Raw genomic sequence first — 13279 nt, forward strand, 5'->3', positions numbered from 1 at the left:
CACAATGGAAATTGAATTGATGCTCAAGCGGATTGAGTTTGCCTGTGGGGGCATGTTGCTTGTCGCCGTGGTCATCCTTGTGGCGGTGGCCTCTGTCGCGCGCGCCATGGGATCGCCGATCATCTGGTCAGTGGAAATGGCACAACTGATCTTTGCCTGGCTTTGTATGCTGGCGGCAGACATTGCCATGCAGGAAGACCGGCATTTCGGTCTTCAGTTTTTGCGTGAAATCTTGCCGGAACGAACAAGCCACTGGCTGGAGGTCATCAATATTCTGGTGATCATCGCCTTTCTTGTCTTTCTGCTGAATTACGCATGGACAAACATGATCCTGATGCATCCGCGTCTTGTCGGGGCAGCGCAAATCAATGCGTCTTATATTCATGCCTCGATGGTGGTGGGCATTCTTTTGATGATTAGAACCATGGTTTCGCAACTTATCCGTCGCGTCCGCAACAGAGGGGGCAACTGATGCTGTTGCTGATTGCAGGTCTGTTTACACTGTTTCTGGTTTGTGGGCTGCCAGTCGCATTTGCACTTGGTCTTGCGTCCATCCCGGTCTTTGTCATGACCGGTGCGATGCCGCCAACCGTTGTGATCCAGAAAATGGTCACCGCGACCCAAAGCTTCCCGCTTTTGGCTGTGCCGTTCTTTATCCTTGCCGGGAACCTGATGAATGTGACGGGCATTACCCACCGTCTTGTCAAATTCGCAAGTCTTCTGACGGGCTGGATGGCCGGTGGTCTGGCACAGGTTTCCATCGTGCTCAGTTTCATGATGGGGGGGATTTCCGGGTCGGCGGTTGCCGATGCCTCGATGGAGGCGCGCCTGCTTGGACCGAGCATGATCAAAAAGGGTTACTCCAAGGCCAATACGGCGGCGGTTCTGGCCTTTGGTTCGGTGATTACGGCAACCATCCCGCCCAGCATCGGTTTGATCCTGTTTGGCTTTGTAAACGAAGTTTCCATCGGCCGCCTGTTTTTGGCCGGGGTTCTGCCCGGTATTTTCCTGACCATTGTCCTGATGATTACATCCTGGCTGGTCGCGCGTAAAAACGGCTATACGCCGGATCTGCCGGAACTTCCCAAGTTCAAGGATCTGACGGCCAGCTTCTTTGAAAGCATCTGGGCTTTGGCTTTTCCGGTCATTCTGATCATCGGGTTCCGGTTTGGTATTTTTACCGCGACAGAGGCCGGGGCATTTTTGGTGTTCTATGCGCTGGGCGTTGGTTTGTTCATCTATCGCGAACTGAACTTTGCCCGGCTCAAGGAAGCCATTTTTGGTTCGATTTCTGATCTCGGCATGGTGATGTTGCTGATCATCATGGCGGCCGTGCTTGGCTATGCCATGACAATTGAACGTGCCCCGCAACAGATTACTGAATTTGTCACCACGCTTACCGAAAACAGAACGGCCATCCTGATGCTTGTGGTTGGTGTCCTGGTCGTTAGCGGCATGTTCCTTGAAGGGGCGGCAAACATCCTGCTTGTGACTCCGATTGTCATGCCGGTTTTGGTAAGTGCCGGTTATGACCCGGTGCATATGGGCATTTTGATTGTGACCCTGATCAACTTTGGCGGACTCACACCGCCCGTCGGTGTGATCATGTTTACCGTCTGCGGGATTTTGGGTGTCAAGACCGGCTCGTATACTCGGGCATCCATTCCGTTCTTTGTGGCGATGGTGCTGTTCTTTGTTCTGATGGCAGCCGTGCCAAGTTTGACATTGTTGTTGCCCAATACACTGATGTAATGACAGTTTCAGACGAATAGGGGCATATGCGCAAATGCCAGGGAGACACAAAAAATGAATACCACAACAGGTGGGCTGCTTGCGGTGCATGATGGCAATTTGAAAACAAACGCCCATGTTCCGGCCTCGGCATTGGTATATGAAGAAGTCCGCAACCGGATTATCTCGCTTTCGCTTCTGCCGGAAACGACGCTTGTCCGTGCTGAATTGGCTGAAAGTTTCAATGTCAGCCAGTCTCCGGTGCGTGAAGCCATCATGCGTCTTGAACAGGACGGGCTGGTTGTTTCCTATCCACAGTCGCGCACAGTTGTGACCAAGATCGATGTTGCCCGCATCCGCGAGGAGCATTTCCTGCGTGTTGCAGCAGAATGCGAAGTGGTCCGTCAGTTGGCTGAGGCCAAAGAGTCATCGGCCGTGGTCAAGGCCAAGGGCATTGTTAAGATGCAGGAAGCACTGGTTGGAGATATCGAGCAGATTGACCTTTTCAAGCAGCTTGATGAAACGTTTCATGCAGCCTTGTTTAACGGCGTGAGCCAGTCAAACCTGCATTTGCAGATCACCGCGCGCAGTGGTCATCTGGCCCGTGTGCGGACCCTTGATTTACCACGTGCCGGCAAGATGATTTCTGTTCTTGAAGGGCACAAGGCAATTATTGATGCCATTCAGTCAGGCGACGGTAATGCTGCAAGTGCCGAAATGCGACAGCACCTTTCAGGGACCATGGAACGCCTGCCACAGATCATTGGGGAAAACAAAACCCTGTTCTCGTAATCAACTCCGTGCGGTGGCACCGGGCAACCGAAAACCGGGACAAAGCACAGGTAAACGGCGCGTCGTAACCAAATCGACGCGCCGTTTGCATTTTGGGTCAGGCGCGTTTGGCGACGTCCCAGATACCCGTTCCGGCGACTTCTTCAACGAAGTTGCGCAGGCTGTTGGGTTGGCGTCCCAAGATCTCGTGTACATCGTTGGTCGGCTGACTGTTGCGGCCATCAAGGACTTCGGAAAACAGATAGCGGATCAATCCCCGGAAGTCATCGGGCAAGCCGTCTGCGGCAAGGGCAGCATCGAGTTCTTCAATGCTGATCGGCACGAAAGTGACCGGATGATTGGTAACGTCGGAAATCATCTTGGTGGCTTCGGCAAACGTCACCGCAGTCGGTCCAGACAGTTCATATGTCTTGCCGATATGACGGTCATCAAGCAGGCAGGCAACCGCGCACTCGGCAATGTCGTTGGCGTCGATGAACGGCTCGGGGATGTCTCCGGCGGGAAGGGCCAGTGTGCCTTGCTGGATATAGGGCAAGAACAGGTCTTCGTTGAAGTTCTGGAAAAACCAGTTGGCCCGCAACACAGTGACATCAGCGCCCGAAAGATGCAGGGCATGTTCGGCCTGATGGGCGGCATCTTCACCGCGACCCGACAGCATTACGATGCGTTTCACCCCATGAAGCAGGGCACACTTGGCGAAGTTTGCAATGATTTCGTCAGAACCCGGCACTGCGAGATCAGGCTGGAAGGTGACATATACAGCGTCGCGGTCACGCAAAACATCATCCCAGGTTTGCGGGTTGGTCCAGTCAAAGGCCAGCGTCGTACTGCGCGAAACCGCACGAACATCATGACCGAGAGAATTCAGCTTATCCGCAACACGGCGGCCGGTTTTTGCCGTCGCGCCCAGGACAAGAAAACGGGGATTGCTTGACATCAAAATAGCTCCTGATAGAGGTTTTCGAAATGTGAGTAATCCTCACATTTGCCAAATGTGATAAATCCTCATATTTTGATCGTCAAGTGTTCTAAGCCTTCAAAAGTGTGCTAAACCCGTGCAGATGTGTTTGGGCGTCATAAGAAAAAAGGATCTAAGCGATTGACTGATAACGTGAAAAAGATGCGCCGTGCGCCGACACAAAAAAGAAGTCGTGAACGGGTCAACAACATACTCAATGCGGCTTGTGATCTGATTTCGACCCACGGCAGTGATGCAATCAGGATGGGAGAACTGGCGGAAAAGGCCGGAGTCTCTATCGGATCGCTGTATCAGTACTTCCCGGACAAGGCGGCGATCATTCATGCGCTTGCTGATCGCTATAACGAGGAATCCCTGCACTGTATCGAAGAGGCACTGGCAGAAGTGAGTTCGGCCGAAGGTTTGCTCGCAGCTTTTGATAAGCTGATCGACACCTATTACGAACTGTTTCTGGCCGAGCCGGTGATTTGCGATATCTGGACCGGAACGCAAGCCGACAAGACGCTGCGCGACATGGAAATGGAAGTGAGCCGGACAAATGCAGAGCAATTGGCCAAGGCGATCTTGCGGGTGCGTGGCAATGATGGTGATTTTAAAACAATCGCCGCGCGGTGCCTGTTAATCATGTATTGCGGCGAAGCCACAATGCGCCTTGCCATTTCCGTACCGCGCGCCGAGGGGCGCGAAATCGTCGCAACTTACAAGCGGATGGTCGGGCGGGAACTTTCCGATATGAGCCGCATCTAGGGCGCGATCTGCGTGCTTAATCTGCCGTCACGGTGAACGGCGACGGGCCAGGGCGCCCCAACAAAAAGCCCTGCACATAGTCGACTTCATGACTGCGCAGGAATTCAAGTTCTTCGGTGCGTTCAATGCCTTCGGCAACGACTTCGATATCGAGTTGCTTGGCCAGGGCAATCAGTTTGCTGACAATTGCCTGCTTGAAATGGTCACGATCAACATGGTCAACCAGTTCTCGGTCGATCTTGATGATGTCCGGGCGCAGTTCAGGCAAAAGGTTCAGGGTGGAATAACCCGAACCAACATCATCAAGGGCAACCCGGAACCCCGACGCACGATAGCTTTCCAGAATGGCGCTCAGATGTGCGGTGCTGCGGACCTTTTCGGTTTCGATGACTTCGAAAACAACGTTGCTGCGGTCCAGATTGCATTGCTCGACCACCTCGATGGTGGACCGCAGGCAGGAATCCGGATCGTAGATCGAACTTGGCGTAAAGTTGATGAACAGATTGCCAGTGATCCCGGCCTTGTGCGCATTACGGACATTGGCTGCGCGCGCTGCCCGGTCAAGTTGGAACAACAGTGTCGCCGACTGCGCCGCATCAAAAAGCTGGCCGGGATTGATGACATCTCCTGACACGCTTTCACCCCGCACAAGGCATTCATGGGCATAAGGTTTCTTGAGATCACCAACAGAAAAAATTGGCTGAAACACTGAATTCAGCCGATTGTCGCGCAACAGATCGCCCAGCCATTCGGCACCGATTGCCGCACGGATCGCGCCAAGGCTTGTGATGTCTGCGATGTCATCAATTTCCGGGCGATCTGTACCAGGCATGATAAGGGCCTTGGTGTCAGATAGCTCTTCGGGCAGAAGGTCGCGCGAGATGACATCAATCAGCGCACTTAGTCCCGGACGATTATATTGAATGGACAGGGTGGTGGCTGACGGTGACTTTTCCACATCAACACCAATCGACTTCGCACCCTTTAGAATTTTGCCTGTCGTATGTGCGACAGGTGGCCAGAGATAGAGTGTCCCGTTTTCAGGTGCGATTTCAGGAACTGAATCACATTTTTCACAGTAGGTCACATCATTCTCCCCGGGTGTCGGTCGTGCTGCAGGCCTTTTGTCAGCTTGCTTTACTCTAATAATTTCAGCTCCTGACTCTAGCGTAACATATGGGTTTAAACGATAAAAAATCCAGCGTAGAACTTAATTCAATCAACGCATTGGCTCTATTGAATGTCTAATGCGCAAAGGTCCTTTGTTCCCGCTCAACCGGCACTGTGCGCGAAAGCGTTGGTTCTTGCGAACAGCACTGGTAATATTTGACGACAAACTGCCCGATAGAGGACCAGATGCACTACAGCATGCGGCAATACCGTGCCGAAGCGGAAAGCCACAGTCATAGCGATTTCCATCAGATCATCATTTCTGATCTTGGCCGTCTTGAGATGGAGGTCGAAGGTCGGGGTGGTGAGGTTTTTGGCCGTCAGATGGCCTTTGTTGAAGCGGGCAAGACCCATGCCTACCGGGCAGAGGGCCTGAACCGTTTTCTGGTTCTTGACGTGAATACGGACTTGGCGCGCCGCGCCGGATTAGAGGCACTTTGGTATCGCCATGGCGGGGCCTCAACCTATCTTGAAGTTCGAACCGGTCATCAACAGGGACTGGTCGGCTTGCTGGGCCATTTGTCAGCTGCGAATGAGGATGTCTGTCCAGACGGGCTGGAATGTCTGAAAACACTGTTGTTGCGCAGTCAGCGCGCAAGCGGTCTGGGGGCATTCGCCGCGCAGGCATTGCCGTCCCGTCTCCTTCGCGTGATGGCATGGGCCGAAGCCCGGCTGGGTGAAGACATTTCGATTGCTGATCTGGCAGCTGTTGCAACACAATCGGAAAGCAGCCTGTTTGAGGCATTCCAAAAGTATGTCGGGACAAGCCCGATGCGCTGGCTGACAGAGCAGCGTCTTGAAATGGCAATGGCGCTTTTGCGTGATCAAGAGGTCAGTCTTTCAATGTCAGACCTGGCGAGTGTGGTCGGGTTTTCCGATCAAAGTGCTTTTTCCCGCGCCTTTTCACGACGCTTTGGCTGTTCGCCAAGGGCTGCCAAGCGCAGCGCTCACGGCCTCACATACTAAAGCGTTTCTGTAAGAAACATTTTCATCATCTTTGTGGTTTTGCGCCGTTCTTGCCGCGAACTTCTGGAGTTTGGGCAAAGACCTGCCTGCTTTGAGCGGGCATCTTCCCCTGTGCAAGAAGCAGCAATGTGGGGCGATGTCGATGAATGTGGTGAATGGCAAGCGCAAGGCGACGTTGATCGGGGCGATAGCCGTTATTCTTTGGGCGCTGCTTGCGCTGTTTACAACCGAACTGGCATCCATCCCGCCATTTCAGCTGGTCAGCCTGTGTTTTGCCATCGCGACACTGTTTGGCGCCGCTTGGATTTCTCTGCGCGGGGGCAGTGTGGTGGGCGCGCTGCGTCAGCCACTTGGTGCTTGGCTTTTGGGTGTTGCGGGCCTGTTTGGCTATCACTTTTTCTATTTTGTGGCCTTGGCCAACGCGCCGGCGGTTGAGGCCAGTCTGATTGCCTATCTCTGGCCGCTCCTTATTGTTTTGTTTTCCGCGTTTTTGCCCGGTGAACGTTTGAAATGGCAGCATGTCGGGGGTGCTGTTCTTGGTTTGACGGGGGCAGTCCTTTTGATCGGCAAGGGGCAAGGCGTGTCGTTCGATCCGGCATTTGCGGCTGGATATGGTGCTGCGATCATCTGTTCACTGCTGTGGTCGGGATATTCCGTGTTGAACCGGCGTTATCGGAATGTGCCAGTTGGGGCTGTCTGCGGATTTTGTGCCGGTGCATCGCTTCTGGGGTTTGGAACGCATATTATTCTCGAAGCATGGGTGCAGCCGGATGCAACGCAGTGGTTGGCTATTCTGGGGCTTGGGCTGGGGCCGGTTGGTGCCGCCTTCTTTGTTTGGGACCATGGCACCAAGCACGGTGACATTCAGGTTCTTGGTGTTGCGGCCTATGGGGCACCGTTGCTCAGTACGTGTTTGTTGATTGCCTTTGGCAAAGCGCTCGCGACGCCTGCAACCATTGCGGGATGCTTGCTGATCGTTGGCGGTGCGGGTCTTGCTTCGTTAAACATCCGATTGCCCCGAAAAAACACCCGCGTCTCCGTAAAGTGACGCTCTGGCACGCGCAAACCAGATCGTCCTATTCACAAGCTTCCCGGTCGTGCGACTTATATTAGCCCATTCAATTGTTTGGCTTTTTCGGCTGGCGTTCCCCAAGCATGAATTTGTTTGCCGACGCAACATTAATTGCATTCACTTTTAGGTGACTTGTATTCGTTTAGGTTCCATTCTGGCCTTTGGAAGAATACAGTTATCGGGCTTAAGTTGGGCACTGCTCTCTAAAATGTGAGGCAAATAGCTGTATTGAGTGTTGTGCGACGCGGTATTAATGACTTATAGTCATGGTTTATCAGGTGGTTGCTAGTCGTTTAACGGGCGTAATTGGGGGCATTTGTGGCAAACGGGAATGCTGATGTGACAGCCGAAGTGAAAAAGGCCATGTCGGCTGGCGAATTCGCATCTGCTGCGGATGTTGGCGCTCGGCTGCTGAAAACGCATTCGCGTAACACCCTTTTGTCCGTCATGACATCTGTTGCGGAAATTCATGCAAAGCGGTTCTCGCGCGCTGGTGCGCGTCTCAAACGGTTAATTGCCGATGTATCGCCCAGCGATCAGTATTTTGCGCCCATTCTGCAAAACCTGCACGAGTATGCCCGTATTACGGGTGACTTTTCCGCCGTTGTTCAGGTGCTTGAAAGCAAACGCCAAAAGCAGAATGCGCATCCGATCTACTCGGAAGCGATTGCCAATTTGGTTCTGGAGCGTCTGAATCGGCAGGGGATGGCGCGCCTTTATTCGAAAGACATCTTTCACGCGATTGAATTGCTTGAAAAACTTCCAGCAGATTACCCGCGTGCACGTGAGGCAAAGGAAGTTCTGGCGCGTCTGTATGTCCATTGCGAAGTGACCGACAAGGCCTTTTCATTGTTGACCGAATTGGTCGCGGCCAATCCTGACGACCGGGCTTTGCGGCTGTTCCAGCTTTCGGCACTTGCCATTTCCGGTGAAGTAGAGGCTGCAAAAAAATGTGCGCTTTCTCTCATCGATGATTACACCGATATCGGTCCACGGCCCTATCTCGTGCTTTGTTATCTTTCCCCGCTAGCGTTACCCGAAAACAGCGAACAGGTTCTTGAGGCCTATTTGGCTGATACGCGGAACCCGGTTATTGATCGTTTTCAGGCCGCGTTTGCATTGGGTGCAATGGCGGAAAGTCGTAACGACATGAAAACCGCGTTTTCGCGCTATCAGACGGGACATGCAATCAGTGCGGCGATTGCGCCGTATGACATCAATAAAGATCTCACATCATTCGAACGTATTCGGGCGCTTCTGGACCAAACGGTTCAGCATGGCGAACCACGTTCCATGCATAAAGACGAAGCGCCGACCCCGATATTTATTGTTGGCATGCCGCGTTCTGCCTCCACATTGGCGGAAAGCATTCTTGGGGCCCATTCCGATGTTCACGGCGCCGGGGAAATTGGTGATTTTGCACATATCGTCTGGGAGGTAACGGGCGTTAAGGACGTTGCCGACCAGATGGCGAAGTTGGGCAAAGCCGAAATTCATGAAATTCGGCGGCGGTATCTTGCAGCACTTCGCGGTTACGCCCCGGATGCGCGGTTTGTAATTGACAAAAATTTGGGCAATCTCACGCGTGTTGGCTTGATCCGGATGATTTTCCCGACGGCTCCGATTGTCTATATGCGTCGGAATCCTGTCGCGACTTGCGTATCGATCTATACGACGCCGTTTGTCAATTCCATGCGCTACGCTGATAACCTTGATGATCTTGCAGCCTATTATCGGGCTGCTGAAGAATTGATGACCAAATTTGTCGACACGGATAAGCATAACACCGTGTTTGAACTGGAATACGAAACGTTGGTCGCCGAGCCGGAGACCGTCGGGCGGGCCCTGTTCACCCATTGCGGTATCAACTGGGATTCAAGTTGTCTTGAATTCTATCGGTCGGAAAAGGTATCGCGAACCGCAAGCATGTTGCAGGTCAGAAGGCCGCTAAATAGCGATTCTGTTGCCAAGTGGCGCCGCTTCGAACCCTATATCGGCCCACTTATGATGCTGGATGACGATCATGGCGCGGTTCAGAAAATGCGCGCGTCTTGATAGACGCAGTGGCACTGTAATGTCGAGGACAGATGGTCGCGATAAAACCTGATATTGCCTCGGAAATGAAACGGGCAATGTCGGCCGGGCAATTTAACCAAGCTGCCAAAATTGGTGCCCGGATTTTGCGCCTGCACCCCAAAAGAACCGATATCGAGATCATGACGGCCGTCAGTGAGTTGCAGGCAGGTTCGCTTGCAAACGCGGGTCGGCGGTTAAAGAGGCTGTTTCATGCGCTGCCCGTGAAAGACCGTTTCTTCGCGCCGGTTGCGCAAAATTTTCGCCAGTATGCCTACCAGTCAAATGACTTTGCGGCCTTGGAAACGGCAATAAGAAAGCGTCTGGGGACAGAGCCCGGGAACGGCATTCTGGCCTATATGCTGGCGGATGCCATATTTCAGGACGAGCTCAGCAAAAGTCCTGGAGTATGCGTCGCACCGCGGCTTGCGGAGGCAATTGATGCGCTTGGGCTGATTCCTGCGCAATCAGCACAATATGATGATGCACAACTTCTGCTGGCACGGATCCATTTTCATCAGGAACAGCACGCCCAAGCATTTGATGTGCTTGAAAAGTTTGTCGCACGATATCCGGATAATCTGGCTGTGCAGATGATGCTGGCTACGTCGTATGCTGCGGCCAATGAGGCGAGCAAGGCTGTGTCCACATGTCTCGCTATCATTTCAGCCAATCCACTCTATAGTGCGCAACCTTACCTGATCATCTCCTTTATGCGCCCCAAATCCATGCCAGACGGCGCAGTCGGTTATCTTGATGCCATGCTCGACAAGCAAGACCTTGCGAACGCGGAACGCTACAAGGCGGCCTTTGCGCGCGGCAGGATCGAAGAGGCCAAAGGAAATATGAAACAGGCCTTTGATTTCTATAAGCGAGGACATGCTGCAAACCGCGCAGAGCGCCCCTTTGACATAGTACATGAGCGTAAAGAGCTTGCGCGTTTGCGTGATATGGCGGGGGAAACGCCGGTTTGGGATCCTGCTGTGGCAGCGGAGGAAGATGGGCCACAGGCGATCTTTGTTGTCGGCATGCCGCGGTCCGGAACGACATTGACCGAACGTATTCTTGGTGCACATCCCGACGTGTATGCTGCAGGCGAGGTCGGCGATTTTGCCAAGGCGGTGATTGACGTGGTCGGAGTTGGTCCGATTTCAGAGCAGTTGGCAGGCATTGATCGCAAGGCTGCAGCCAGAATTCGCAAGCAATACCTTGACGCGTTAAAGGCCTACGCGCCCGAAAAACGCTTTGTCACCAACAAGACACCAGCCAATTTCATGCGGATTGAGATGATCCGGCGCGTTTTCCCCGATGCACCGATCATTCACACCCATCGTCACCCGCTTGCGACTTGTCTTTCGATTTATACAACGCCGTTCTCGGTTCCGATGCGCTACTCCGACGATCTTGGTGAATTGGCCGAGTATTATCGCGGCTATGTCGCGTTGATGAAGGCCAGTTTCGAAGCCGATGATCGTGGTCAGATGTATGACCTTTCTTACGAAGATCTGGTGTCTGATCCGGAAGCCGTGGCCCGGGATTATCTGGCGCATTGCGGGCTGGACTGGCATCCCGGATGCCTTGAGTTCTATCGAAGCGACAAAGCCGCCGCGACTGCCAGCATGATTCAGGTACGCCGTCCGATCAACCAGGACTCGGTGCAGAAATGGCAGCGCTTTGAGCCGTTTATCGGCCCACTGGCGGCACTGGCGGACGATGCGGAGATTCGTCAATGGCAGGCCGCTGTAAAATCATCGCGACGTGTTGTTGCCGCGTAGACCTTGCGGGGTGCTTCGGGTTAGAAGGTATCAGACGGAACTCAATACCAAGAAAACCGGAGCACGGCGATGAACAGCACCATTCCAAAGGCAGAGCTGCATTTGCATCTTGAAGGGGCGATGACGCCCACACTTGTGCGCAGCTTTGCCAAGCGCAATGGAATGACCTTGCCTGATGATATTTACGATGATCAGGATCGCTACATCTGGAACGACTTTCCCGAATTCCTCAATAGCTTCGACAAGGCAAGTGCCGCCATCCGCACCAAGCAGGATTACGCCGACCTGACCTATTTTTACCTGACAGAGCAGGCAAAGGCCGGCGCGATTTATGTCGAAATCTTCTGTTCCCCGACCCATGCGGCTGATTGTGGCTTGTCGTTTGATGATCATCTGGCAGCGGTGGTCGACGGCATTGACAGCGCCAACAAGGAAACCGGCATTGTCGGCCGCATCATCATGACCTGTGTGCGTCATATCGGACCGGATGTGGCGGTGAAGGTTGCCCGCGAAACCGTGGCCTGTGGTCATCCATACATTGTTGGATTTGGCATGGGCGGTAATGAAAGCATGTTCACGCAGGAAGATTTCTATCCGGCGTTCAGGGTCGCCCGTGATGGTGGTCTTGGTTGCACAACCCATGCTGGCGAAGTTCAGGGACCCCAAAGCGTCTGGGACGCGATTGAAAAGCTGCCAGTGACCCGTATTGGCCATGGCGTAAGATCGATTGAAGACCCGAAACTGGTCGAAACATTGGCCAAGCGCGACATCGTGCTGGAAGTTTGCCCGGGGTCAAACATCGCGCTTTCGGTGTTCCCCGACTATGTATCCCATCCATTGCGCAAATTCTATGATGCCGGTGTCAAGGTCACTCTGGGGTCGGATGATCCGCCTTTCTTCTTTACTTCGCTTGCGGCTGAATATCAGCGTGCTGAAGAGGTGTTTGGCTTTACCCCGGAAGAACTGAGGGGCCTGACCCGTACGGCCATCGAAGCTGCCTTTGTCGATGACGGTATTAAGGCGGATCTTTTCGCCAAGCTTTGATCGTCAAGCCGTCTGACAACGTGCGATATGGGCATCAAAGGCTTGCCAGAACTTGTCCCTGTAAAGGTCGCGCTCCTGAAGGATCTCGTGGCGGGCTTCCGGGATTTCCGTAATCGTCACGGACGGAACGCCGCCAAACAGGTCTTCGGTAATCTGATTGGAAACAACCTGATCGTTTCCGGCCAGCACCATCGTGATTGGTGGTAGCAACCATTGACCGGATTTCATCTGCTCTATGCGGTCTGAAACCGATGCCTGTGCCTTGAAACAGGCATCGAGCCAACCGGCAGATACACCGCCGACCACAAGGTTAGGGTGTTCTTTCAGGATCGCGACGTTGCGGGCATAACGGGTTGCATCCGACGTCAGGATGTTATCGGGCTCAAACTCTGCTAGCGGACTGAGCTTGGCTTGGCCGGGAAGATATTGTTTGTCGAACCCATACCGGCACATGCTGTCAGCAACGAATTGCGCTGCCAGCGACAACCAGTCATGCCCACCCAGCCCGAAAAACGGGGCGACCATCACGGCATTTTCCCAAAGACCGGGTTGATCAAGCATCATCGTCATGGCGACCAGCCCGCCGGTCGAGTGGGTCAGGACGCAAGGACATTCTATACCATGTGCCTGTTTGACATGCTCAATGACATGGTCCGTGTCGGCGATATAGTGCGCAACGTCACGGATGTAGCCCATCACAGGGTCATCGGTTTCACGTGACGAGCCGCCATGACCCCGAAAATCAAAAGTCACACAGCCAAATCCACGTGCTGCAAGCTCATCGGCGGTTTCCTGATAGCGTTCGATATATTCGCCGCGCCCTTGCAGGATCAGTATGTGCTGACCTGCGTTTTCAGGTGTTTGAACGCCAAAACGGAGCTTGATGCCATCCGGCGTTTCGAGGGTTTCGGTCGTAAATGTCATGCGCAC

Annotated in this window: 12 protein-coding genes; 9 read left to right on the forward strand and 3 right to left on the reverse strand. The window is 53.5% G+C overall.

Annotated elements, in window-relative coordinates:
• Positions 1–19 precede the first annotated feature (19 nt).
• Genes B2R48_RS16190 through B2R48_RS16200 form a run of 3 tightly spaced genes read left to right on the forward strand, consistent with a single transcriptional unit; the run spans position 20 to position 2523 of the window.
• On the forward strand, positions 20–472 hold the full coding sequence (locus tag B2R48_RS16190; RefSeq protein WP_232310748.1) for a TRAP transporter small permease: 453 nt from the start codon (positions 20–22) through the stop codon (positions 470–472).
• The gene (locus tag B2R48_RS16195) at positions 472–1752 is read left to right on the forward strand and encodes a TRAP transporter large permease (protein WP_084272172.1); all 1281 of its coding nucleotides are present in this window, start codon (positions 472–474) and stop codon (positions 1750–1752) included. The genes B2R48_RS16190 and B2R48_RS16195 overlap by 1 nt, the downstream gene beginning before the upstream one ends.
• A gap of 54 nt (positions 1753–1806) precedes the next feature.
• Entirely contained in the window at positions 1807–2523 is a 717-nt protein-coding gene (locus B2R48_RS16200) for a GntR family transcriptional regulator (protein ID WP_297002524.1), read from the forward strand.
• A gap of 97 nt (positions 2524–2620) precedes the next feature.
• On the opposite strand, the gene B2R48_RS16205 is transcribed toward B2R48_RS16200, so the two are convergent.
• A complete protein-coding gene (locus B2R48_RS16205; protein WP_297002527.1) occupies positions 2621–3460 on the reverse strand; it encodes an NAD(P)H-binding protein in 840 nt (279 codons plus the stop codon).
• Positions 3461–3622: 162 nt separating this feature from the next.
• Between B2R48_RS16205 and B2R48_RS16210 the strand changes: the two genes are divergently transcribed.
• Complete coding sequence (locus tag B2R48_RS16210; RefSeq protein WP_297002530.1) at positions 3623–4249, forward strand: TetR/AcrR family transcriptional regulator; 627 nt, start codon at positions 3623–3625, stop codon at positions 4247–4249.
• 16 nt (positions 4250–4265) lie between these two features.
• On the opposite strand, the gene B2R48_RS16215 is transcribed toward B2R48_RS16210, so the two are convergent.
• On the reverse strand, positions 4266–5336 hold the full coding sequence (locus B2R48_RS16215) for an EAL domain-containing protein (RefSeq protein ID WP_297002533.1): 1071 nt from the start codon (positions 5334–5336) through the stop codon (positions 4266–4268).
• A 269-nt stretch (positions 5337–5605) separates the two neighbouring features.
• Between B2R48_RS16215 and B2R48_RS16220 the strand changes: the two genes are divergently transcribed.
• The 5 genes from B2R48_RS16220 (at position 5606) to B2R48_RS16240 (ending at position 12349) form a co-directional block, all read left to right on the forward strand.
• Positions 5606–6385, forward strand: a complete 780-nt coding sequence (locus B2R48_RS16220; protein ID WP_297002535.1) for a helix-turn-helix domain-containing protein — start codon at positions 5606–5608, stop codon at positions 6383–6385.
• Positions 6386–6527: 142 nt separating this feature from the next.
• Positions 6528–7433, forward strand: a complete 906-nt coding sequence (locus B2R48_RS16225) for a DMT family transporter (protein ID WP_297002640.1) — start codon at positions 6528–6530, stop codon at positions 7431–7433.
• Between the two features lie 363 nt (positions 7434–7796).
• Positions 7797–9512 carry a tetratricopeptide repeat-containing sulfotransferase family protein gene (locus B2R48_RS16230; protein WP_297002540.1) on the forward strand — a complete coding sequence of 572 codons (1716 nt, stop codon included), beginning with the start codon at positions 7797–7799 and terminating at the stop codon, positions 9510–9512.
• Between the two features lie 32 nt (positions 9513–9544).
• Positions 9545–11305: a tetratricopeptide repeat-containing sulfotransferase family protein gene (locus B2R48_RS16235; RefSeq protein ID WP_297002543.1), complete on the forward strand. Its 1761-nt coding sequence runs from the start codon at positions 9545–9547 to the stop codon at positions 11303–11305.
• A 69-nt stretch (positions 11306–11374) separates the two neighbouring features.
• Entirely contained in the window at positions 11375–12349 is a 975-nt protein-coding gene (locus tag B2R48_RS16240; RefSeq protein ID WP_297002544.1) for an adenosine deaminase, read from the forward strand.
• 3 nt (positions 12350–12352) lie between these two features.
• On the opposite strand, the gene B2R48_RS16245 is transcribed toward B2R48_RS16240, so the two are convergent.
• A complete protein-coding gene (locus B2R48_RS16245) occupies positions 12353–13273 on the reverse strand; it encodes an alpha/beta fold hydrolase (RefSeq protein WP_297002545.1) in 921 nt (306 codons plus the stop codon).
• Between the last annotated feature and the right edge of the window lie 6 nt (positions 13274–13279).

The sequence above is a fragment of the Thalassospira sp. UBA848 genome (genome assembly GCF_002295455.1).
Lineage (GTDB): Bacteria > Pseudomonadota > Alphaproteobacteria > Rhodospirillales > Thalassospiraceae > Thalassospira.